19 protein-coding genes and 1 pseudogene are annotated in these 22,082 nt (G+C 66.3%); 16 read left to right on the top strand and 4 right to left on the bottom strand.

The genetic code is table 11. The features are described 5' to 3' along the window. The first annotated feature begins 12 nt into the window (after positions 1–12). From IPP28_04020 to IPP28_04010, 3 genes and pseudogenes are all read left to right on the top strand, one after another. Entirely contained in the window at positions 13–1,020 is a 1,008-nt protein-coding gene (locus tag IPP28_04020; GenBank protein MBL0040217.1) for an NAD-dependent epimerase/dehydratase family protein, read from the top strand. 281 nt (positions 1,021–1,301) lie between these two features. Continuing rightward, a pseudogene (locus IPP28_04015) lies at positions 1,302–3,244 on the top strand (M36 family metallopeptidase). A gap of 201 nt (positions 3,245–3,445) precedes the next feature. After that, positions 3,446–4,294: a proprotein convertase P-domain-containing protein gene (locus IPP28_04010; GenBank protein MBL0040216.1), complete on the top strand. Its 849-nt coding sequence runs from the start codon at positions 3,446–3,448 to the stop codon at positions 4,292–4,294. A gap of 86 nt (positions 4,295–4,380) precedes the next feature. On the opposite strand, the gene IPP28_04005 is transcribed toward IPP28_04010, so the two are convergent. Continuing rightward, positions 4,381–6,651 (bottom strand): tandem-95 repeat protein, encoded by a 2,271-nt coding sequence (locus tag IPP28_04005; GenBank protein MBL0040215.1) that lies wholly within the window; start codon positions 6,649–6,651, stop codon positions 4,381–4,383. A gap of 126 nt (positions 6,652–6,777) precedes the next feature. Here IPP28_04005 and IPP28_04000 point away from each other — a divergent pair, with 126 nt between their 5' ends. Together IPP28_04000 and IPP28_03995 are read left to right on the top strand one after the other, a co-directional pair. After that, a complete protein-coding gene (locus IPP28_04000; protein MBL0040214.1) occupies positions 6,778–7,698 on the top strand; it encodes a monothiol glutaredoxin, Grx4 family in 921 nt (306 codons plus the stop codon). A 106-nt stretch (positions 7,699–7,804) separates the two neighbouring features. Next, entirely contained in the window at positions 7,805–8,152 is a 348-nt protein-coding gene (locus IPP28_03995; protein MBL0040213.1) for a hypothetical protein, read from the top strand. A gap of 42 nt (positions 8,153–8,194) precedes the next feature. Here IPP28_03995 and IPP28_03990 read toward each other — a convergent pair whose 3' ends face one another. Further along, complete coding sequence (locus IPP28_03990) at positions 8,195–8,974, bottom strand: AMP nucleosidase (GenBank protein MBL0040212.1); 780 nt, start codon at positions 8,972–8,974, stop codon at positions 8,195–8,197. A gap of 129 nt (positions 8,975–9,103) precedes the next feature. On the opposite strand from IPP28_03990, the gene thiD reads away from it, so the two are divergent. The 8 genes from thiD (at position 9,104) to IPP28_03950 (ending at position 16,163) form a co-directional block, all read left to right on the top strand. Beyond that, entirely contained in the window at positions 9,104–9,901 is a 798-nt protein-coding gene (gene thiD / locus IPP28_03985) for a bifunctional hydroxymethylpyrimidine kinase/phosphomethylpyrimidine kinase (GenBank protein ID MBL0040211.1), read from the top strand. 146 nt (positions 9,902–10,047) lie between these two features. Beyond that, entirely contained in the window at positions 10,048–11,400 is a 1,353-nt protein-coding gene (locus tag IPP28_03980; protein MBL0040210.1) for an amidohydrolase, read from the top strand. After that, positions 11,397–12,641, top strand: a complete 1,245-nt coding sequence (locus tag IPP28_03975; GenBank protein MBL0040209.1) for an amidohydrolase family protein — start codon at positions 11,397–11,399, stop codon at positions 12,639–12,641. The genes IPP28_03980 and IPP28_03975 overlap by 4 nt, the downstream gene beginning before the upstream one ends. Positions 12,642–12,763: 122 nt before the next feature. Continuing rightward, on the top strand, positions 12,764–13,324 hold the full coding sequence (locus IPP28_03970) for a TetR/AcrR family transcriptional regulator (protein MBL0040208.1): 561 nt from the start codon (positions 12,764–12,766) through the stop codon (positions 13,322–13,324). Positions 13,325–13,340: 16 nt separating this feature from the next. Beyond that, positions 13,341–14,165 carry an alpha/beta fold hydrolase gene (locus IPP28_03965; GenBank protein MBL0040207.1) on the top strand — a complete coding sequence of 275 codons (825 nt, stop codon included), beginning with the start codon at positions 13,341–13,343 and terminating at the stop codon, positions 14,163–14,165. Next, entirely contained in the window at positions 14,162–14,782 is a 621-nt protein-coding gene (locus tag IPP28_03960; protein ID MBL0040206.1) for a 2-hydroxychromene-2-carboxylate isomerase, read from the top strand. Before IPP28_03965 ends, IPP28_03960 begins: the two co-directional genes overlap by 4 nt. 38 nt (positions 14,783–14,820) lie before the next feature. Then, a complete protein-coding gene (locus IPP28_03955; GenBank protein MBL0040205.1) occupies positions 14,821–15,510 on the top strand; it encodes an ATP-binding protein in 690 nt (229 codons plus the stop codon). Continuing rightward, a complete protein-coding gene (locus IPP28_03950; protein ID MBL0040204.1) occupies positions 15,507–16,163 on the top strand; it encodes a response regulator transcription factor in 657 nt (218 codons plus the stop codon). Before IPP28_03955 ends, IPP28_03950 begins: the two co-directional genes overlap by 4 nt. Positions 16,164–16,300: 137 nt before the next feature. On the opposite strand, the gene IPP28_03945 is transcribed toward IPP28_03950, so the two are convergent. Then, the gene (locus tag IPP28_03945; GenBank protein MBL0040203.1) at positions 16,301–17,944 is read right to left on the bottom strand and encodes a CRTAC1 family protein; all 1,644 of its coding nucleotides are present in this window, start codon (positions 17,942–17,944) and stop codon (positions 16,301–16,303) included. Positions 17,945–18,039: 95 nt separating this feature from the next. Between IPP28_03945 and IPP28_03940 the strand changes: the two genes are divergently transcribed. From IPP28_03940 to IPP28_03930, 3 genes are all read left to right on the top strand, one after another. Further along, positions 18,040–19,542, top strand: a complete 1,503-nt coding sequence (locus tag IPP28_03940) for a tail fiber domain-containing protein (GenBank protein MBL0040202.1) — start codon at positions 18,040–18,042, stop codon at positions 19,540–19,542. A 5-nt stretch (positions 19,543–19,547) separates the two neighbouring features. Then, positions 19,548–20,486: a hypothetical protein gene (locus IPP28_03935; GenBank protein MBL0040201.1), complete on the top strand. Its 939-nt coding sequence runs from the start codon at positions 19,548–19,550 to the stop codon at positions 20,484–20,486. 91 nt (positions 20,487–20,577) lie between these two features. Then, the gene (locus tag IPP28_03930) at positions 20,578–21,288 is read left to right on the top strand and encodes a hypothetical protein (GenBank protein MBL0040200.1); all 711 of its coding nucleotides are present in this window, start codon (positions 20,578–20,580) and stop codon (positions 21,286–21,288) included. A 13-nt stretch (positions 21,289–21,301) separates the two neighbouring features. Here IPP28_03930 and IPP28_03925 read toward each other — a convergent pair whose 3' ends face one another. Next, positions 21,302–22,075 (bottom strand): SDR family oxidoreductase, encoded by a 774-nt coding sequence (locus tag IPP28_03925; GenBank protein MBL0040199.1) that lies wholly within the window; start codon positions 22,073–22,075, stop codon positions 21,302–21,304. Positions 22,076–22,082: the final 7 nt, after the last annotated feature.

Genomic DNA, 22,082 nt, shown 5'->3' with positions numbered 1-22,082 from the left:
TCGGAGTCGCACATGAAAGTACTTGTCACCGGCGGCGGTGGATTCCTCGGCGGAGCGATCTGCCGGCTGCTCAAGGCGCGCGGCGACGACGTCGTGAGCCTGACCCGTTCGCACTACGCCGCCCTCGACGCGCTCGGTGTGCAGCAGGTGCAGGGCGACGTATCGATGTTCGAAAGCGTGCTGGCCGCCAGCCAGGGCTGCGACGCCATCATCCATACGGCCGCCCTGGCCGGCATCTGGGGCAATCTCGACGACTACAGCCGCACCAACATCGGCGGCACCGTGGCCGTGCTCGGTGCCTGCGAACTGAATGGCATCGGCAAGTTGGTCCACACCTCGACACCCAGCGTCGTGCACGCCGGTCACGACATCGAGGGCGGCGACGAGCGCTTGCCGTATCCGTCGCATTTCAAGTCGCACTATCCGGCGACCAAGGCGGTGGCGGAACAGCGCGTGCTGGCCGCGAACTCGGCCAAGCTCGCGACCGTCGCGTTGCGTCCCCATCTGATCTGGGGTCCCGGCGACAACCACTTGCTGCCGCGCCTTCTCGCACGGGCCAAATCCGGGCAACTGCGCTTCATCGGTCCGCCGAAAAAGATCGACACGATCTACATCGACAACGCTGCGCAGGCGCACCTCGATGCGCTGGATCGCGTCGCGCCCGGCGCCGCCTGCGCCGGCAAGCCGTATTTCATTTCGCAGGACCAGCCGATCGCGCTCGACGAGATGGTGAACCGCCTGCTGCGCAGCTGTGGCCAGCCGGCGGTGACCAAACGCATCTCGCCCACGATCGCGAAGCTGGCCGGCAAGGTGTTCGAGACTGTTTACCGGGTTGCCGGGCGGCAGGATGAGCCGCCCATGACGACCTTCCTTGCCGAGCAGCTGTCGACCGCGCACTGGTTCAATATCGCGGCAGCCAAGCGCGACCTCGGCTACCAGCCCAAGGTCAGCCTGACCGAGGGCATGGTGCGCCTGCAGGACTGGTGGCAGCGCGTCGGCCGACTCGGCCAGGATCGCTGACGACGCAGGCGAAACTGTCGGCCCCCATCAATTTGCAAAAGTTATTCTTTTCTTTCAGGCACGGTTTGGCGATAGTCGGGGTTTAACCGCGCCGCATCCATCCTTGGGGGAAATCCATGTCGTCGATCGTTCACGCTTCGTTGAAGCGCTCGCTGCTGTCCTGCCTGATCACCACGGCCTTGACCCTGCCCGTGCTCGCCGCCAGCGGCAAGGACGATGGCAACTCCGGTCGCCACTTCGATGCCCGCACCACGCTGACGCTGCCGGCGTCGCGTGCGCCGATGGCCGAGCAGGCCAGCGCCCTGCAGCAACTGCGCGCTTTGGTGCCGGAACTGCGCTACGAAATCGATGCCGCGACCGGCGCGACGCGCACCCTGTCGAACCCGGTCGGCACCCTGACCGGCCCGAGTGGCGGCGACAACAAGCTGCGGGCGCTGTCGTTCCTGCAGAGTCACGCCGACCTGCTGGGCCTCAGCGCCGCCGATGTCGCGGATTATGAAATCACCGACGACGTGCAGAGCAATGCGGCACCGATCCGCAACCTCTATCTCCGCCAGATGTACCAGGGCTTGCCCGTCTACAACGGCCAGTTGCAATTGCCGGTGGACAATGAAGGCCGGATCCTGATGGTCAACAACCTGTTCCTGCCGAACCTGGCGCAGTCGGTGAACCGCACGCAGCCGGTGGTGACGGCCGAGCAGGCACTGACGGCGGCGGCGGCGCACATCGAACGTGCCGTCGGCCCGATCACGCTGACCAGCCGCGACGAAGGCGTGCAGCGCACGACGGTGATGAATGCCGAGAGCCTGTCGAAGCGCCCGATCGAAGCGAAGCTGATGCTGTTGCCGATTGGCGCCGGTGAAGCGCGCCTGGTCTGGAACTTCCAGATCTGGGAGCGTGGCGGTGGCCGCGACATCGCCGACTTCACCGTCGATGCCGAAACCGGCAATGTCTGGACCAAGTTCAGCTGGATTGCCGACGCGCAGTACAAGGTCTACGAGGTCCCGCGCGAGAGTCCGAACCACACGACGCCGCTGCCGCCTGCAGATGGTCGCACTACCCAGGTCAGTCCGGAATCCGCGTTGGCCTCGCCGTTCGGCTGGCATGACACCAATGGTGCCGCCGGTGCCGAATCGACGCTGACCATCGGCAACAACGCCCAGGCCTACACCGATACCGATGCCAACGACGCGCCGGATCCGGGCAGCTCGCCCGACTGCGGGGTCGCGCTTGATTGCACCTTCCCGCTGGACCTGACCCTGGCACCCTCGCCTATCGCCCAGGCGCGGTCGCGAACCTGTTCTACATGAACAACATGATCCACGACATCGCCTACCCGTTCGGCTTCAACGAAGCCGGCGGCAATTTCCAGGTCAACAACTACGGTCGCGGCGGTACCGGCAACGACTCGGTGCAGGCCGAAGCGCAGGACGGCGAAGGCACCAACAATGCGAACTTCGGCACGCCGCCGGATGGTCAACGCCCGACCATGCAGATGTTCGTGTGGACCGCACCGACCCCGGATCGCGACGGCGATGTCGACAACGGCATCATCGCCCACGAATACGGCCATGGCATCTCGAATCGCCTGGTCGGCGGCCCCAGCAATGTCAGCTGCCTCACCGGCAGCCAACAGGCGGGCGAAGGTCTGTCCGACTTCTGGTCGCTGTATTACACACAGCCCGATGCGACCACGCGCACGCGCAGCATCGGCACCTACGCCCTGAATCAGGCGACCAACGGCACCGGCATCCGCACCGACTATTACGACGGCGATCCGGCGGTGAATCCGCAGCCGCAGGAAAACCTCTGGACCTACGCCAATGTCAGCGGCTCGGCGGTCCCCCACGGTGTCGGCGAGAAATGGGCGCAGGCCTACTGGCAAGTCACCTGGGCACTGATCGACAAGCATGGCTATGACGCCGACCTCGACAACTACACCGCCACTGCCGCAGACAAGGGCAACATCCGCGCGATGTACTACTCGATCCAGGGCCTGAAGAACGCGATCTGCAACCCGGCCTTCACCGACATCCGCGACGGCATCATCGCTGCCGCCAATGCTGCGCCCTACAACGGCGCCGACACCTGCACGATCTGGCGCGCCTTCGCCGAATTCGGTCTGGGTTCGAATGCCGTGTCGGGAGGAGCGAACAGCACGTCGCCGACCAACGGATTCAACATCCCGACCAGTTGCAGCTTCCTCGGCGCGTCGTCGCCGAGCCAGGAAATCTGCGCCGGAACCAATGCGGTGTTTCCGCTCACCATCGGCGAAGCCTGGACAGCGCCCGCGACGGCGACGCTGAGCCTGACCGGAAATCCGGCGCCATCGACCGCGACATTCACACCGAATCCCGCGCCCGCAGCAGGGGCGGCGTCGCTGACGATCGGCAACACCACGACGGTCACGGCCGGCACCTACGCGATGAATGTCAACGGCAACAATGGCACGCAGAATATCGACTTGCCCTTGTCCCTCAGCGTGTACAGCTCGGCACCGTCGACCCCGGCACTGACTGCACCGGCCAATGCCGCACTCGACGTCTCGGTATCGCCGACCCTGACCTGGAGCGCGTCCACCCAGGCCGGCAGTTACGTGCTGGAAATCGCGACCGACAACGCCTTCACCGGCATCGTCTACACCCAGTCCGTCTCCGGCACCAGCCACGCCGTCGCGACGCCGCTGACCGGCGCGACCCAGTACTTCTGGCGCGTCCGCTCGACCAATCCCTGTGGCGCCGGCAGCAATTCGCCGACGTTCTCGTTCACGACCGAGGCGTTCTTCTGCGCGACTCCGAACCTGGCGATTCCGGACAACATCCCGGCGGGCGTGACCTCGGATCTGGTGATCGCCAGCGGCACCACGATCACCGACCTCAACGTCAAGATCGAGTCGACCCACACCTGGGTCGGCGACCTGATCTACAAGTTGACCAACGTGACCAGCGGCACCACGGTGACCATCGTCGATCGTCCGGGCGTGCCCGCGTCGACCAATGGCTGCAGCGGCAACGACATCAACACCACCCTGGATGACGAAGCGGCGGGTGGTGCGGTGGAAACGCAGTGTGCCGGTTCGGCACCGACGATCAGCGGCACCTTCACGCCGAGCAACCCGCTGTCGGCCTTCGATGGCCAGCTGCGAGCAGGCACCTGGCGGCTCACCGTCAGCGACAACGCGGGTGCCGATCTCGGCACGCTCACGCGCTGGTGCATCTCCGGTTCGACCGCTGCGGCCCTGCCCGACGGCGTGTTCGAGAACAGCTTCGAATAAGTCGACCGGTCAACGGTAATGCAGAAGGGCGGTCCTCGCGGACCGCCCTTTTTTTGTTGCCTCGTCGCTGGAATGTGCCGCCGATTTCAGTCGAGCACGTTCACCGTCACCGTGGCGGTGGCTTCCAGGCCGGCGCTGTCGCGAATCGTGTAGGTGAAGATATCGAGACCGCAGAACGCGGCGTTGGCCTTGTAGTGGAACTGGCCGGGCGCAACCTGGACCGCCGTGCCATTCGCCGGCTGAGTGAACGCGACGACGTTGATCGCATCGCCATCCGGATCGCTGTCGTTGGCGAGTGCATTGACCAGCACCCAGGCGAGATTGATCGTTTCGGCGTAGTCGTCCACGGCGACCGGGGCACGATTGCCGGCTTCCACCGTGACCGTCACCGTACCGGTCGCGGTCGATCCGTTGGCATCGGTCAGCGTATAGCTGAAGCTGTCGCTGCCGACGAAACCCGCGGCGGGCGTGTAGGCCACGGCACCACCGCTGATCGACGCAGTGCCGTGCGAAGGCGTGCCGACGGCGGAGACCGCGAGGGCGTCGCCATCGGGATCGCTGTCGTTGGCCAGCACGTTGATCGTGACCGGCGTATCGATGCGCGTCGTCGCCGTGTCCGCATTCGCGACCGGCGCGCGATCGGTGACCGCGATGCTCACCGAGGCAGTTGCATTGCCGCCGGCACCATCACTGATCGTGTAGGTGAAGCCATCGACACCGACATAACCCGCCGCGGGCGTGTAGGTCACGCCACTCGCGGTGAAGCTGACCGTGCCATGCGTCGCCTGGGTGACGGCCGTCACCGCCAGCGGATTGCCGTCCGGGTCGTTGTCGTTCGCGAGGACGCTGATGTTCACGGCATTGCCGCGCAGCACTGTCGCAGCATCGTTGACCGCAATCGGCTGGCGGTTCAGATACACGCGTGCCCCCAGCGTTTCGGTGACCGTGGTCTCGTCGTAGCGGTACACATCGACCGTACGCTTGTGCTGGGCCGGATTGCGCAAGGCGCGGTCGATCCAGGCGCTCGGCAGATCCACCGGCGTCTTCACCCATTCGATGACGGTTTGGGTCTTCGTGGTCGGCGCCGGCGTTTCGGTCTTTTCCTCGACGGTCAGGAAGCTGACATCGACGCGGCGATTCTTCGATCGCTCATCGCGGGTGTTCGGATACTTCGGATCGGCTTCACCCTTGCCGCTGACATCGAACTCGGCGGCATCGATGCCCTGCGCCCCGAACCAGTCGCGTACCGCGCTGGCGCGGCGTTCCGACAACGCCTGGTTGTAAGCGTCCGGCCCGAGGTCGCAGGTGTGCCCGACGACGCTCACGCGACTGACACGCTTGCCCCCGCGAATGGCGTCGACCACGGTCTGCAACGCCTGGATGCCGGTCTCGGTCAGCACGGCGGAATCGAGGCCGAAGAAGGCATCGGCATTCATCTGGATCTCATTGCGCACCACCACCGGCTCGGACGGTACCTCGCGCGTCACTTCGCGCTTGTGCTCGACGCTGTCGATGCGCTGGCGCGGACGGAAGGAGTCACCGCCGAATTCATAGCGCCAGGTCAGCCAGGCACGCGTATCGCTGCGGTCGACCTCGAACAGGCCGTCCTTGTCCAGCGCCTCGATGTCGAGGCCGAGGCTGTGGCCGGTGCCGCTGAAGTATTTCTGCGCGCCGAGTGATGCGGTGTACTGGCGGCTGTCGAAGTCGCCGCGTTCGTAGTCGAGCCCGCCTTGCAGACGGAACGACTGCGCGTCGAAGAAGCGACCGAAGCGCAGGCCGACGCCGGTCTGATAGGGGTGCTCGAACGTCTCGACCAGGGTCTCGATGGTCCGAGTCTGCTGATACGGACGGCCATTGTCGGTTCCGGTCAGGACCGTGTTCTGCACGCCGAGGTCGCTGCCGACCAGACGTTCATCGCTGAGGGCCGTGCTGACCGACGCACTGCCGAACCAGCGCTCGCGCTCCATGCCGACGCCGAGCGTGGCTTTCTCGTCGTCGAAACGATTTCGATCCACCGCGACGAAGACCTTGGCCACCGTGACCGAACCCGGATGTTCGGCTTCCTGCTCGCGCGAACCCGAGCCGAAAATCCAGTGGCGGCCGAGCTTCAAGCCGGCGGCGCCGTAGTTCTGGCCCCAGGCTTCGCCGAACCACAACGACTTCGGCTTGATCCCCCAGAACGCGCGCACTTCGCCGCCGAAGTCACCCTCATCGGAAACGCTGACGCCGGCACTCACATTGGTACCGACATAGCTCAGCGGAATGCTCGTGGCGACATCGGCTGGGGCCTGTTGGGCGTGGACATTCATCATCAGCGCACCCGCGATCGCGGTGGCCAGCAGGGTTCGACGCATCATGCGTGTGTACTCCGTATCAAGAATTGTGGCGAAGCGTAACGGGATTGCCGCCGGGGCGCGATCCGCGCACGCGGCCGGTCCCGGTCATTCCGCTAGCATGCGCGCCCCGACACCGGAGACGCGCCGATGAGCCTCAGCCCCGAACTTCGCAGCCGCATCGACGCGCTGCTTGCCCGGCACACGGTCGTGCTGTTCATGAAGGGCACGCGCGCTGCACCGCGCTGCGGCTTTTCGGCGGGTGCAGTGCGCACGTTGACGGCAGTCACGCCGGACTTCCACGAGGTCGACGTGATCGTCGATCCCGAACTGCGCGAGGCGATCAAGGTCTACGGCCAATGGCCGACCATTCCGCAACTCTACGTGCGCGGCGAACTGGTGGGCGGCGCCGACATTCTCGATGACATGGCCAATAGCGGTGCCCTGCACGAGCTGCTGGGACTTCCGGTCCCGGACCGCACACCGCCGACCATTCACATCGCCGCCGCCGCGGCCGACGCCCTGCGATCGGCCACGCGCGACGCGGAGGGCGACGCCCTGCACCTCGGCATCGACGAACATTTCCGCGCACAGTTCTTCCTGAAGCCGGCGGCCGATCACGACATCGTTGCGCACGCCAACGGCATCGCCATCCGCATGGACCTGCCGACCGCGCAGCGCGCGCAGGGACTGGAGATCGACTGGGTGGAGACGGCGCAGGGCGCGGGACTGTCGCTGCGCAATCCGAATGCGCCGGCCGCCGTGAAGGCGATGGACGTGGAAACACTGGCACAGGCGCTGGACCAGGGGGCGCTGCAGGTCGTCGACGTACGTCCGGCGGCTGCACGCGCGTTCGCGCCCTTCGCCGGCGCGCGGATCCTCGAGGCCGAGGAGCCCGCCCTGCTGGCCTTGCGGAAGGACACGCCGCTGGCCTTCCTCTGCCATCACGGACAATCCAGCCGGGTCGCGGCCGAGCGCTTTCGTGCCGCCGGATTCGGTCACTTGTTCAACGTCGAAGGCGGGATCGACGCCTGGTCGCAACGTGTCGATCCCGGCGTGCCGCGTTATTGACGCGTATCAATTGCTGGCACCGTCGCCGCAATCGTTTGCAGCCTGGACGGTTTGAGACGCAGGTCACCATACGCTAGGCTGGCCACCACAACGAAGGGGAGTGGTCATGCGTGGTGCGATAGCGGTTGTGAAGGCGTCCGGTCTCGGCTTGCTGATCGGCGCATCATTGCTCCTGAGCGGATGCAGCGAGACGCGTGAAACGCGTGCCGCCAAGTCCTGCGTCAAGGAATTCGAGGCCAAGATCGAGAAGGACCGCCCCTACGCCGCCGATATCGCCAAGATCGCGGCCGCCGCCAAGGCCGACGGCAGCGACATCATCGATATCGAGTCGGAAATCACGCTGGATGCGGCTCAGGCGAACGAATCGAAGCAGCAATTCACCTGTCGCGTGCAATTCGATCCGGCCAAGCCGGATGCCGATCCCACGGTGATCCTGCTGCAATTCAACTTCTGATCGATGACGGGGCTTCGGCCCCGTCAACGTGTACGGGCTGCGTCATTCGTCGAAGCGCAGGTGCTTGACCGATTTGCCGTGGCGACGGATCAGTCGCAATGCCTCGATGCCGATCTTCACGTGTGCATCGACGAAGCCCTCGGTGACCTTCTTGTCCGACGCCTCGGTCTTCACGCCCTCCGGGATCATCGGCTGGTCCGAAACCAGCAGCAAGGCGCCGGACGGAATCTCGTTGTGGAATCCGGCCGCGAACACGGTGGCCGTCTCCATGTCGATCGCCATCGCACGCGTCTTGCGCAGATATTCCTTGAACGCCTCGTCGTGTTCCCAGACGCGGCGATTGGTGGTGTAGACGGTGCCAGTCCAGTAGTCGTGATCCAGGTCGCGGATCATCGTCGAGACCGCGCGCTGAAGCGAGAACGCGGGCAATGCCGGCACTTCGGGCAGCTGATAGTCGTTGGACGTGCCCTCGCCGCGAATCGCCGCGATCGGCAGCACCAGGTCGCCGATCTCGTTCTTCCGCTTCAAGCCGCCGCACTTGCCGAGGAACAGCAATGCTTTCGGCGCGATCGCCGAGAGCAGGTCCATCACCGTCGCGGCGTTGGCACTGCCCATGCCGAAATTGATCATGGTGATGCCGTCGAAGGTGACGCTGGGCATCGGACGATCGTGGCCACGGACTTCGCCGCCGCCGATCACGCGCTTGAATACTTCCAGGTAGCCGCCGAAATTGGTCAGCAGGATATGCTCGCCGAACTCGTTCAAGGGCACGCCGGTGTAGCGCGGCAGCCAGTTCGCGACGATCTCGTGCTTGTCTTTCATCATGATCTCCCTTTGCGTATCCGCGCCATTGTAGAGGTTGGACGCAGGCAGAAGGGCAGTGGCCATTTCGGGCGGATACGTGCCCGCCCTGCCTGCGTATCATCAGCGCCTTCATTCGCGGAGTAACCGATGAGCGACGACCGACCGCTGTGCGCGCTGACCATCGCCGGCGCCGATTCCGGCGGCGGCGCCGGAATCCAGGCCGACTTGAAGACCTTTGCGGCCCATGGCGTTCACGGCCTCTCGGCCATCGCGGCCTTGACCGCGCAGCACACCCGAGGGGTCACCGCGGTGCATGTGCCGCCGGCGGAGTTCCTGCGTGCGCAGATCGATGCCTGCTTCGACGACTTCCGCATCGGCGCGGTCAAGCTCGGCATGCTCGCGACCGCCGAGATCATCCATGCGGTCGCCGATGCGCTCGCGTACTGGCGTCCGCCCCAGCTCGTGCTCGATCCGGTCATGGTCGCGACCTCGGGCGCGAAACTGCTGGAGGACGCGGCGCTCGACGCCCTGCGCACGCGCCTGATCCCGATGGCGACCCTGATCACGCCGAACCTTCCGGAAGCCGAACTGCTGCTTGGCCACCGCATCGCCGGCGATGACGCGGCCGAAGCGGCATTGGACGCGTTGACCGCGCTGGGTGCCTCGGCGGTCCTGCTCAAGGGCGGGCATCTGCCCGGTGCACGCATGATCGACCGGCTCGCTGCCGGCGGTACGCGCGCCCGCTTCACGCACGCACGCCTCGACGTCGAGGGCCACGGCACCGGCTGCACGCTCGCCGCCGCAATCGCCGCCGAACTGCTGCTCGGGCATGCGCTGCCCGAGGCCTGCGCTCGCGCCACCGACTACGTGCATGGGGCCCTGGTCCACGCCTATCGACCGGGTCGCGGCAACGTCGCGGTGCTGGATCATTTCTGGCGCACGTGACGAGTCGACCCCGCGCGGCCGCCATCCGTGACCATCGGGCCGGGCCAGCCTGACCACGTCTGGCATAGTTCGGACTTTCCCGTCACGGAGAGTCCCACGTGAAACTGTTGCGCACGGCGACCGCGTTCGCGCTGTCGTTGCCGGTCATGGCCGCGGAAGCGCCCTATCCGAGCACTTACCAGGTCCCGGCCAGTACTCCGGTGTTGATCCGCGACGCGACGGTGCTGATCGGCAACGGCGACAAACTCGACGGCACCGACGTGCTGCTGGCCGATGGCCTGATCGCGGCGGTCGGCGCCGACCTCGACGCTCCCGAGGGCGCGCGCGTGATCGATGGCAAGGGCAAGGTCGTCACGCCGGGTCTCATCGACGTGCATTCGCATCTCGGCGTGTACGCGGCGCCGGGGATGAGCGCACACAACGACGGCAACGAGATGACCGCACCGACGACGCCAAACGTCTGGGCCGAACACTCGCTGAATCCGAACGATCCCGGCTTCGACGCCGCGCGTGCCGGTGGCGTCACCTCGATGCAGATTCTGCCCGGCTCGGCGAACCTGATCGGAGGCCGTGGCGTGACCATCAAGAACGTGCCGGCCACGACCTTCCAGGCCATGAAATTCCCGGGCGCGCCCTACGGCCTGAAGATCGCCTGCGGCGAGAATCCGAAGCGGGTCTATGGCAGCAAGGGCGTCGCGCCGATGACCAACATGGGCAATGTCGCCGGCTATCGCAAGGCCTTCCTCGAAGCGCAGGAGTACATGCGTGCGCAGGAAGATTTCACGAAGAAGCTGATGGCCTGGGAAGGCGCCGGCCGGAAGTCTGGCGACAAGGACGAGCGTGGCGAACGCCCGACGCCGCCGAAGACCGACCTCGCGCTGGAAACGCTGGCCGCTGCGATGCGCGGCGAGATCCTGGTGCACAACCACTGCTATCGCGCCGACGAAATGGCGACGATGCTCGATCTCGCCGACGAGTTCGGGTTCAGGATCACCGCCTTCCATCACGCCGTCGAGGCCTACAAGATCGCCGACCTGCTCGCGGCGAAGGGCGTGTGCGGCGCGCTCTGGGCCGACTGGTGGGGCTTCAAGATGGAGGCGCTCGACGGCATCCAGGAAAACATCGCCTTCGTCGATGCGGCGAAGAACGGTTGCGCCATCGTGCATTCCGATTCCGGCGAGGGCATCCAGCGTCTGAATCAGGAGGCCGCGAAAGCCATGGCCTATGGCAACCGCGCGGGACTCGCCATCACGCCCGAGCATGCGATCCGCTGGCTCACGTCGAACGCCGCGAAGGCGCTTGGCATCGCCGACCAGGTCGGCACGCTCGAAGCCGGCAAGCAGGCCGACGTGGTGATCTGGAACGGCACGCCGTTCAGTGTCTACGCCAAGGCCGAACAAGTCTTCATCGACGGCGCATTGCGCTATGACCGCAATGATCGATCGACCTGGCATCAGGCCGACGTGATGCTCGGACTGCAGAAGGAGGTGACGCCATGATCCGTCGACTGATCGCAGTGGCGTTCGCGCTCGCCGCGAGCGCGCAGGTGGCGGCCGAAGCGCTGCTGATCCGCGGCGCACGGGTGCACACGGTCGACGCCGCCGGGGTGCTGGAAAACAGCGATGTGCTGATCCGCGACGGCGTGATCGCGCAGGTCGGCCGGGCCATCGTCGCGACCGACGCCCGCGTCGTCGAAGCCAAGGGCAAGGCGCTCACGCCGGGCCTGTTCGGCGGACTGACCGCACTGGGGCTGGAGGACGTGTCGGCCGAAATCGCCACCGTCGACAGCGCCTACACGCCCGGCGCCTTGATGCCGGCGCAGCCGCTGTCGATGCGGCCCGAATTCGACGTCGCCTATGCCTACAATCCCGGCTCGATGGTGATTCCGGTCCAGGTCGTCGAAGGCATCACCTTCAGCATGCTTGCCCCCAACGCGATGCCGGGTGGCACCCTCGTCGGCGGGCAGGGTGGGTTGGCGACACTGGACGGCCGAAGCATCGATCTGCTGCCGGGTTCGCGCTCCCTGTTCATCGCACTCGGCAGCGGTGCATCGCCGCTCACCGGCAATTCGCGGGCCGCGCAATACATGCTGCTCGACCAGGCCATCCGCGAGACCCGCGGCGCCCTGTTCGAGGGCGACCGCCTGCTCACCGTCGCCGGACGCGAGACCATGGCGAAATACCTCGCGGGCGGACGCGTCGTGCTGGCGGTCGATCGCGCCATCGACATCCGTCGCGCCCTCGCCTTCGCGAAGAAGAACGGCATGCGGCCGGTGATCTCGGGCGGCGTCGAAGCCTGGCAAGTCGCAGGCGAACTGGCTGCAGCCAAGGTGCCGGTGCTGGTCGATCCCTTCGTCAACCTGCCGGGCAATTTCGACCAGTTCGGCGCGACCCTCGAAAACGCCGCACGCCTGCACAAGGCCGGCGTGACGGTCGCGTTCTCGATGTCCGGCGATGCCTCGCACATGGCGCGCAAACTGCGCCAGGCAGCCGGTATCGCGGTCGCCAACGGCCTGCCTTGGGAGGCCGGACTGGCCGCACTCACGGCAAACCCGGCCGCCATCTTCGGCGCCAACGACCGCGGCCGAATCGCCGTCGGGCAGCGTGCCGACCTCGTGTTGTGGAGTGCCGACCCGCTCGACGTGACCTCGCTCGCGGAACAGGTCTGGATCGGCGGCGAAGCGCAATCCATGGTGTCTCGCCAGACCTTGCTGCGGGACCGCTACATGCCGAAGCACTGACTGCAGGAAGCGCAGGCCGTCGCCAGGCGGCCTGTCCGTTTTCGCCACGTCGGTGGCGCCCGGTGCACGGACATTCCGCCATGATGGTCGTAATATGACGGCCATCATACGGAGTCGAACCGATGCTGCCGCGCAGCGAACAGAAGCAGGAAACCCGCAGTCGCATACTGGCTTCGGCGGCCGAAGCGCTGCGCCAGCGCGGCCTCGCGGCGTCCTCGGTGGGTGACGTCATGGCCGGCGCCGGCCTCACCGTTGGCGGCTTCTACGCCCATTTCGACAACAAGGACGCGCTGATGCTGGAGGCGCTGGACCGCGTCTTCGTGCAACGCCGCGAACTTCTGTTCGGCCTGATCCAGCCGGGCACGCCGGTCGAGCAGCGCAAACAGGCCGCACGCGCCTATCTGTCGCGCAAACACCGCGACATGGACGCCCAGTGCTGCCCGTTGCCCGCCATCCTGTCGGAGCTGCCGAAACAGCCGGAAGGTTTCCGCAACCTGCTCGAACAGCATCTGGAACAACTGATCAGGGCGATGGTGGCAGGCGAATCCGACCGAGCGGCTGCACGCACCATCGCGCTGGCCGACCTCGCCACCATGATCGGTGCACTGACCCTGTCGCGCGCCCTGGGGGCCACGCCGTTTTCCGACGAATTGCTTGCCGCGGCGAAAGCCGCCATCCGCTGAACCTCCAGGAGGTCGCATGAATACCTTGTCCGCGATTCGCACCACGAACCAGATCGTCGGCCGCATCGCCCCGGGCGTGGCGGCCGGCATGGCGCGCCGCCTGCTCATGCGTCCGCGCATGAACCCGCCGCGCAGCTTCGAATCCGACGCCTACGCCGGCGCCGAACGCATCACCTTCCGCTTCGGCCTCGCCGGCTGGCGCTGGGGTGCGCCCGGTCCGATCGTGCTCGCGCTGCATGGCTGGCAGGGGCGACCGTCGCAGTTCAAGCATTTCGTGAAGCCACTGGTCGCGGCCGGGCGTCAGGTCATCGCGCTCGAGGCACCCGCGCACGGGCGTTCGCCGGGACGCGAAGCACATCCGCTGCTGTTCGCCGAAGCCTTGATCGAGGCCGCCGGAGAGCTACGCGGCATCGAGGCGGTGATCGGCCATTCGATGGGCGGCGCCGCTTCCCTGATCGCATTGGACCGGCAGCGCTTCACCGACAAGGCCGTGATCATCGGCGCGCCGGCGGCGATGGATCGCGTGCTCGGTCGCTTCGCCGATTTCGTCGGCCTGCCGGAATCGGCGCGCGACACGTTTTTCGATGTCGTCGATCGCCACGTCGGCGTCGCCGCGAAGGATCTCGACATGGCCAAGGTCGGTCCGCGCCTGCCCGTGAGCGGCCTGATCGTGCACGACCGCGACGATGACATGGTGCCCTTCAGCGAAGGCGTGGCCCTCTCGCAAAGCTGGCTGCGCGCAGAGTTCCTCCCGACTGCGGGGCTCGGCCACCGCCTCGTGCTCGCTGATCCGATGGTCGTCGGCCGCGCCGTGCGTTTCATCACCGGAACGAACGGATGACGCCGACCTGGTACTTCGACTTCATCTCGCCATTCGCCTACCTGCAGTGGCAGCGGCTGAAGTCGCTCGGCGTGACCGTGCAACCGGTGCCGATCCTGTTCGCCGGCGTGCTCGACCATCTTGGTCACAAGGGCCCGGCCGAAATGACGGAGAAGCGCCGCTTCACCTATCGCCACGTGCAGTTCGAAGCGGAACGTCGCGGCCTGCGGTTCCGCTTCCCGGATGCACATCCCTTCAATCCACTGAGCGCATTGCGTCTCGCGATTGCCCTGGACGCAAAGCCCGACGTCGTCGACGCGATCTTCGCCCAGATCTGGGGTCACGGCGGCTCGACCGACGACTTCACAGCGCTCGCGCGCGGCTTCGACATTGACGATGTCGCCGCAGCAATCGCGCGCGACGAGGTGAAGGCGCGACTGCGCACGAACACCGAGGCGGCCATTGCGCGCGGCGTGTTCGGCGTGCCCACGCTCGTCATCGACGAGGCGCTGTTCTGGGGCGACGACGCCACCGCGATGGCGCTGGCCTATCGCGATGATCCGGGACTGTTCGAACGCGACGAATACGTGCGCATCGATGCACTGCCCATGGCCTCGATGCGCAAGGCAGCCGGCTGAGACTGGCCGCGATCGCGCCGCTGCGGCAAGATAGGGCGATGACTGCGCTGATCACCCTGCTCGCCTTTGTCGCCGGTTACCTGGTCGCATGGTGGTCGCGGCAGCGATCCATGCCGGTCGTCGCGATGCCACACGTCGATACCGCCCAGGCGCTGGCCGAGGAACGCGAACGTATCTATGCCGACCTGCACGACGATCTCGGCGCCAAGCTGCTGCAACTGATCCACACCGCGAGCGATCCGCGCCAGGCCGACTTGGCGCGGGCGGTCTTGCAGGACCTGCGCGACGTGGTCACGCGCTCGCGCGGCGAGCCGGGCACGCTCGGCGACGTGCTCGCCGACATCCGCTCGGAAGCGACGCAGCGATTGGCCGCCGTGACCATCGTGCTGGACTGGCAGCAGGACGACGGGATCGCCGATCCGCCGCTGTCGCAACATCAGGCCCTGCACCTGTTCCGCATCGTGCGCGAAGCGATCAGCAACACCATCCGCCATGCCGGCGCAACGCGACTGCGCGTGCGGGTCGACGCCACGAACGAGCGCCTGACGCTCGAACTCAGCGACGACGGCATCGGCCGCGGCAGCGCCGGGCGCGGGCGCGGCACCCACAACATGCGCGAGCGTGCGAAGGAACTCGACGGCAACGTCACCTGGCGCGATGCCACCGGGCATGGCACCAAGGTCATTCTCAGCGTGGCGCTGAACGAAGCGCCGGAGCGCGCGGCATGAGCGGTTTCGCGCAGGCCCTCGTCGTCGACGACCTCGACCATTGCCGCGACTGGCTGGCGCGCGCACTCGAACTTGCGTTTCCGGGCATCGACGTGCGCTTCGCGGTCGATGTCGCCAGCGGTCGCGCGGCGCTGCAATCGCCACCGCCGCTGGTGCTCTGCGACCTCGGTCTGCCCGATGGTTCCGGCATGCAGTTGATCGAGCTGCTGGTCCGGGAATCGCCGACGAGCCAAGTCGTCGTCACCACGGTCTTCGACGACGACGCGCACCTGTTCCCGGCGCTGCGCGCCGGTGCGCACGGCTATCTGCTGAAGGACGCGACGGTCGAATCGATCGCGGAATTGCTGCGCGGCATCGTCGACGGCCAACCGCCGCTGTCGCCCTCGATCGCGCGGCGCGTGCTGCGACATTTCCAGGCGCAGGAACCTGCGGCGAAGGCATTGGACGATCCGCTCACCGCACGCGAACGCGATGTCCTGAAACTGATCGCGAAAGGCCTGACGGTGATCGACACGGCGAACGCACTGCAACTGACCCGCCACACGGTCGCCAGCTATGTGAAGGACATCTACCGCAAGCTGCAGATCAACTCGCGCGCCGAAGCGACGCTGGAAGCAACCCGGCGCGGTCTCGTCGACCGCGCGGCGCATTGACGCAAGACCAGGGCCGGCCTCGTCCCTGTATGCCGGCCATGGAATTGGGCGCGATGCTCTTCGGCACCTGATCGTCACTGCTCACGACACCGATGCTAGGCGCACCCGGGGCACGGCGGTACCCCGCGTTTGCGGGGTCACTCGAATTCGTCGATGAACAGGTCGTAGCCATTGCCGCGTTCCAGCAGCTGCGTCGTTGCGACGGAAGGGCGAAACTGCTCGTCGCTGCCGTCCGGCCAGCGCACCCGGATACCGGTCACTTGGCCAATACCCAGGCCGACATGGGCTTCGATCGGATGGGTGCCGAGAAAGCTGCCGCCGGCTTCAAGTTCACGCAGCTGCATGACGCCATCGCTGCCGCGCACCTGGACGCGCGCATTCACCGCATCGCGATTCATGCCGGGCTGGCGCAGCACCAGGTTGATGCCGTGCGCGCTGTCGGCGGCGTCGTTGAGATAGAGGCGACTGCTCGCGAACTGTTCTGACCCCGAGTTCTGCACCAGCACGTCGATGTCGCCGTCGCGGTCGAGATCGGCGCAGACCACGGCGCGGCCCTGCCCGGTGTCGGCGATGCCGCGTGCCGCAGCCTGTTCGCTGAAATGCATCGCCCCGTCGTTGATGAACAGACGCGCCGCATCGGCATGAAATTCGGCGGCCTGTGCGCCGAAGAAGCCGTTGACGTGGAACAGATCGAGATCACCATCGAGGTCGAAATCGCGCGCACAGGCGCCCCAGCCCCAGCCACCCTCGCGGACGCCAGCCGCTGCGCTGACATCGGTCCATGCGGCGGCCCCGCCGTCGTAGCGGTACAGGCGATTGCCGCTGTGACCCCAGTTGCCATCCGGATCTTCCGGCGTCGTCGGGGTCGGATCGAACACGCTGGTCACGAACCATTCGAGTTGGCCGTCGTTGTCGAAATCGCCGGCAGCGGTGCCCATGCCGTTTTCGTCGTCCGGCACGTCGGCGCTTTCCGGCATCTGGTTGAACCCGCCGTCGCCGATCCCGAACAGCATCGTGCTGGTGCCGAAGTCGCGCGCCCAGAACGCGTCGGCGCTGCCATTGCCGCTGAAGTCGACGAGGCTGGCAGTGAACGAATGATCGCGCGTCGTCGCCATCTCGGCGCAACAGACCATGTCGCTGAAGTCGACGTAACGCCCATCCGTGCCGAGGGCGAGAAAATGTCCACGTACGCTGCTCACCTGACTCATGTCCATGGTCCAGTGCGACAGCACGAGCGCGAGCTCGTCCTCGGCCAGCGGCCAGAACGAGGCCGCGCTCGCACCCCAGGTATCGCGTCCGATGGTCTCGAGCCCGCTGTCGAGATCACGGGTGAAATGACCGGCCCCGTCGTTGCGCCAGATCTCGGGCGGCGCGAGCAGCGCGCCGAGCAGCAGGTCGAGATCGCCATCACCATCGAGATCGATCAGGTAGGCGCCATTGTGAATCTGCGTCTCCGGATTCAGGTGGATCGCGGACAAACCCGACGCCGCGGTGGCATCGCTGAACTGTGCGTGGCCATCGTTCAACAGCACCGACGGTGGCAGCAGTTGCTGGTCATTGCCGATCAAGGCACCACGCAACAGGACGAGATCGATGTCGCCGTCGCGATCGATATCGCCGCCCGCCGCACCGCCCGCCATCATTTCGGGACCGTAGCGAAAACCGGTCGGGAACCCGTGCGTACGTGCGGCACCGCGCGCGACCGAGGCCTCGGTGAATTGAAAGGCGGCCGCGTCTGGCAGCAACATCGAACAGCAGGCAAGCATCACGAGCAGTCGCATTCGGGCATGCTGCCCGCATCGGATGTATTGCGCAACGTCGCATTTGTCCTTGCTGCGGCATGCGGCTATAAGAGGGCCGACACCGAGGAACGACCATGATCCCACACCGACACTGCACGCTGCTCGCGGCCTCGCTGTTCACCCTCGTCGCCGCGGCGCCGGCGTTGGCCATCGATGTCTCGACCGCCGGCCAGAGTGCGCACCACGCCACATCGCAGGCCTACAGTCGTGCCGAGATTCGCGTGCAGGGTCCGAATGGTTATCGCTTCGAACAAGGTGTGGTGACCGGAAACGGCTTCCTGCTGAATACCGCCGGCCTGGCCGACGGCGAGTATCGCTACAGCATCCAGTTCAGCGCACCCTCGCTCGGCAACGGTGCCGGCGCCGGCGCCGGCGGTGCCGACAGCGACGGGCGCCGCCTCGGCACCGCCGCCGGCGCACGCGCGCCTGATCCGGTCGATGGCAGCTTCAGGATCAGTGGCGGACAGGTTGTGCTCAGTCCCGGAACGCAGCAGGCCTCGCGTGGCGACGATGGCAAGACCGTCGCGCCGTCGCTGCGGCCCAAGGACCAGGTCATTCCCGACGACCTGATCGTGCAAGGCTCGGCCTGTATCGGCCTCGACTGCGTCAACAACGAGTCCTTCGGCTTCGACAGCATCCGGATCAAGGAAAACAGCACGCGCATCAAGTTCGACGACACCTCGGTCGGGACGTTTCCGGCCAACGACTGGCAATTGACCGCGAACGACTCATCAGACGGCGGGTTGAACAAGTTTTCCATCGAAGACATCACCGGCTCGCGCGTGCCACTGACCGTCGAAGGCGGTGCAACGACGAACTCGATCTACGTCGATTCGACCGGGCGTATCGGGTTCCGCACCTCGACGCCGGCACTCGATTTGCATGTCAACACCAGCAACACGCCGGGTATTCGCCTGGAGCAGAACAACAGCGGCGGCTTCACGGCGCAGACCTGGGACGTCGCCGGCAACGAAGCGAATTTCTTCGTGCGCGACGTGACCGGCGGCTCGCGGTTGTCGTTCCGGATCCGTCCCGGCGCACCCACGTCCAGCCTCGACATTTCCTCCGATGGCGACGTCGGTGTCGGCACGGGATCGCCCAATGCCAAGCTCGATGTCGCTTCTGCCGTTGCCAGTGCCGACCCGGCCACGATCCAGCTGCGGGTGAGCAATACCCACAGCGACTTCACCACCGCGCCGGACCGCTTCACGGTCGATTCGAACGGCAATGTCAGCGCCCGCGGCAGCATCACCCAGTTGTCTAGCCGCGACGCCAAGACCGATTTCGCCGAGACCGACGCCGATGCAGTGCTGGCCCGGGTCGCAAGGCTGCCGATCACGACTTGGCGCTACAAGGACGCCGACCGCGGCGACCGTCATCTCGGCCCGGTGGCGCAGGATTTCCATGCCGCGTTCGGGCTCGGTCGCGATGACGAGCACGTTGCACCGACCGACCTGGCGGGCGTCGCGCTGGCCGCGATCCAGGCACTCAACGCACAGATCGCCGATCGTGATGCCCGCATCGAGGCGCTGGAGCGGCGCTTGACGACCCTCGAACAGCAACGCACGGAGCGCTGAACATCATGCGCGTGCATGCCGCTGTGCTGTTGGCGCTACTGGCGGCACCGGTTGCGGCCGAGATCGTCGGCGTCCGCGGCAGCGCGGGTGCGCTGGAGATCTACGGCGCCGAGACCGGCACGATCTACGCAAACGGCGTTCCGGCACCCTGCTGCTTCATTGCGACCGGCGCCACTGCGCGCGACGCCGTGAACAACTGGCAATGGATCGGTGCCGTGGATGGCGGCGTCGATGTCCTGTATCGCTTCGACGCCGTGGGTACGCGCACCGCGCTGACCTTGCCGGCGGGCTTCCGCGTCGACGCACTGGCCTTCGATGCGCCACGCAACGAAGTAGTGGCCCTGCTGCGCGACCGCGTCGCGGGCGGATTGTCCGTGCAGCGCCATGCCGCCAGCACCGGCGCAAGCCTGGCCCTGACGCCGGTGGCCTCCGACTGCTGCAGCCTGCGTGCCGGATTGTCGACGTGGTCGCCGCAACGCCGCGGCTTTCTGGTGATCGGACAACGCAGTGGCGATGCCGGCGCAGGCGTGTTCGGGATCGGCTTCGACGGCGTCGTGCAAGCCTTCACGGCACCGGCCGCGGAAACCGTGCAGGCCTTGTCCGTCAACACGGCAAACGGACTGGTCTATGCACTGCGACATGATCAGGCAAGCGCGACATCGACGCTGCACCAGGTCATTCTGGGTGGTTCCAATGCCGCCTTCACCGCGATCGGTGCCGGCGAGTCGGGCTGCTGCTTCGTGCTCGCGGGCACGGCGGTGGTCGACAGCAATCGCTTTCAGGTCTACGCCTACCCGATCGGTTCGGTCATGCCGACCCTGTATCGATTCGATCTCGTATCCGGCGCTGCATCACCGCTGCCGACGACCGCGCCCAGCGCCGGCCTGCACGTGGACGCATCGGTCCCGGTGAACGTGTTTCTGTTCCGCGACGGCTTCGAATAGGCGCGCCCGCGCAAAGCCCGAATTCATCGGCACCACGACATCGCGGAGATGTCGCGAATCGCGACACTGTGGCCCTGTCCATGGAGTCCGCATGTCCCCGCTTCGCCTGTTGTTCTTGGCCATTTCCGGCATCTGTGTGGGCCACGTGTCCGCGACCGAATTGATGTTGCCGGGCGATTACCATGGCGACGAAATCAGCGCGCGCGACGGCGATACCTGGTTCGCGCTGGTGCAGGACGAACATGGCAGCACGCGGCTTCAACCGCGCAGTGTCGCGATCGAAGCGGTCAATGATCCGGTGCTCGATGATGAGACCGGTGCCAGCGGCAAGCGCGTCGGTGCCGCGCATGACGACGTGCTGTTCTACCTGCGCGATCTGCCCGGCGCGGCGTCGGGCACGGTGGCAACGGCCTATTCGGCGAACGGTGATCCCTTGTCACTGGCCGGACTTGATCATGCCTTCCACTTGTTCGGACAAGGCGCGGGCCGCTTGTGGATGTCCTGCAGCGTAGGCAATGACGTCCGCGAATGCGCGTTGCAGCTCTCCCGGGGCAGCCGCGACCAGGTGCTCGGTACCTGGTCGGCCAGCACTGCGGCCGGCGAATCGCAACTGATGCTGGGCTCGGATGCGTGGCCGCACCTGCGCTGGGCCGGCGATGTCGATCGGGACGGCCAACTGGATCTCCTGATCGACATGACCGATCACTACAACGTCTCGGCACCGACGCTGTTTCTCTCGTCGCAAGCGAAGGATGGCGAACTGGTTGGCGCCGCGGCCGTGCTCCGCTCCGTCGGTTGCTAGCGCCGATTCGCGCTCAGAAGCCGTCGCGCAGGAAACCGCCGTCGACCGCGACGGTTTCGCCGGTGACGTAGGACGACGCCGGCAGGCACAGGAACGCAATGACCGACGCGACTTCCTCCGGCTCGCCGATGCGGCCCATCGGCGTATGCGCAAGCACCTCGTCGAGATAGTCCGGATGCGCGAGCTTGGCCTCCGTGCGCTGGGTGCGGATGTACCAGGGCGCGACGGCGTTGACGCGAATCCCGTCGGCAGCCCATTCGATCGCGAGATTTCTCGTCAGCTGGGTGATCGCGGCCTTGCTCATGCCGTAGGGCGAACCGGTGCGCACCGCGGTCATGCCCGAGACCGAGCCGACGTTGACGATCGCGCTCTCGCCGTGGCGCACCAGCAGGGGCTGCGCCATGCGGCAGATTTCGAACGCCGTCATCACGTTCAGTTCGAAGATGTGCCGGACTTCGTCGAGCGCATAGTCGAGCGTGGCGCGCGTGGTGTTGCCGCCGACGTTGTTGATCAGGACGTCAAGGCCGCGCCCGAGGTCGTTGATCCAGTCGAACAAGTCGAGACGTTGCTCGGCCTCGGCCAGATCCGCCGCGAACGCGAGCACGCGCTGCTTCGGATACAAGGCTTCGAGTTCGGCGCGCCGCGCTTCCAGCACATCGCCGTCGCGCGCGACCATCAACACATCGGCGCCCAGCGACGCCAGTTCGCGCGCAGTCGCGAGCCCGATGCCCCGACTCGCGCCGGTGATCAATGCGATCTTTCCGTCCAGCCGCCAGCGCGCATTCATGGCATCG

Source organism: Lysobacterales bacterium (assembly GCA_016721845.1).
GTDB lineage: Bacteria > Pseudomonadota > Gammaproteobacteria > Xanthomonadales > Ahniellaceae > JADKHK01.
Note: the sequence above shows the minus strand (reverse complement) of the source record. Positions and strands in the feature narration are given on the sequence as shown.

What these genes read in the sequence shown, in the direction of transcription:
- IPP28_03955 (MBL0040205.1), top strand. Translation starts at nt 14,821, where the DNA reads ATGACTGCGCTGATCACCCTGCTCGCCTTTGTCGCCGGTTACCTGGTC.
- IPP28_04010 (MBL0040216.1), top strand. Translation starts at nt 3,446, where the DNA reads ATGAATGTCAACGGCAACAATGGCACGCAGAATATCGACTTGCCCTTG.
- IPP28_03950 (MBL0040204.1), top strand. Translation starts at nt 15,507, where the DNA reads ATGAGCGGTTTCGCGCAGGCCCTCGTCGTCGACGACCTCGACCATTGC.
- IPP28_03995 (MBL0040213.1), top strand. Translation starts at nt 7,805, where the DNA reads ATGCGTGGTGCGATAGCGGTTGTGAAGGCGTCCGGTCTCGGCTTGCTG.
- IPP28_03925 (MBL0040199.1), bottom strand. Translation starts at nt 22,075, where the DNA reads ATGAATGCGCGCTGGCGGCTGGACGGAAAGATCGCATTGATCACCGGC.
- IPP28_03965 (MBL0040207.1), top strand. Translation starts at nt 13,341, where the DNA reads ATGAATACCTTGTCCGCGATTCGCACCACGAACCAGATCGTCGGCCGC.
- IPP28_03940 (MBL0040202.1), top strand. Translation starts at nt 18,040, where the DNA reads ATGATCCCACACCGACACTGCACGCTGCTCGCGGCCTCGCTGTTCACC.
- IPP28_04020 (MBL0040217.1), top strand. Translation starts at nt 13, where the DNA reads ATGAAAGTACTTGTCACCGGCGGCGGTGGATTCCTCGGCGGAGCGATC.
- IPP28_03975 (MBL0040209.1), top strand. Translation starts at nt 11,397, where the DNA reads ATGATCCGTCGACTGATCGCAGTGGCGTTCGCGCTCGCCGCGAGCGCG.
- IPP28_03970 (MBL0040208.1), top strand. Translation starts at nt 12,764, where the DNA reads ATGCTGCCGCGCAGCGAACAGAAGCAGGAAACCCGCAGTCGCATACTG.
- IPP28_03935 (MBL0040201.1), top strand. Translation starts at nt 19,548, where the DNA reads ATGCGCGTGCATGCCGCTGTGCTGTTGGCGCTACTGGCGGCACCGGTT.
- IPP28_04000 (MBL0040214.1), top strand. Translation starts at nt 6,778, where the DNA reads ATGAGCCTCAGCCCCGAACTTCGCAGCCGCATCGACGCGCTGCTTGCC.
- thiD (MBL0040211.1), top strand. Translation starts at nt 9,104, where the DNA reads ATGAGCGACGACCGACCGCTGTGCGCGCTGACCATCGCCGGCGCCGAT.
- IPP28_03980 (MBL0040210.1), top strand. Translation starts at nt 10,048, where the DNA reads ATGGCCGCGGAAGCGCCCTATCCGAGCACTTACCAGGTCCCGGCCAGT.
- IPP28_03945 (MBL0040203.1), bottom strand. Translation starts at nt 17,944, where the DNA reads ATGCGACTGCTCGTGATGCTTGCCTGCTGTTCGATGTTGCTGCCAGAC.
- IPP28_04005 (MBL0040215.1), bottom strand. Translation starts at nt 6,651, where the DNA reads ATGATGCGTCGAACCCTGCTGGCCACCGCGATCGCGGGTGCGCTGATG.
- IPP28_03960 (MBL0040206.1), top strand. Translation starts at nt 14,162, where the DNA reads ATGACGCCGACCTGGTACTTCGACTTCATCTCGCCATTCGCCTACCTG.
- IPP28_03930 (MBL0040200.1), top strand. Translation starts at nt 20,578, where the DNA reads ATGTCCCCGCTTCGCCTGTTGTTCTTGGCCATTTCCGGCATCTGTGTG.
- IPP28_03990 (MBL0040212.1), bottom strand. Translation starts at nt 8,974, where the DNA reads ATGAAAGACAAGCACGAGATCGTCGCGAACTGGCTGCCGCGCTACACC.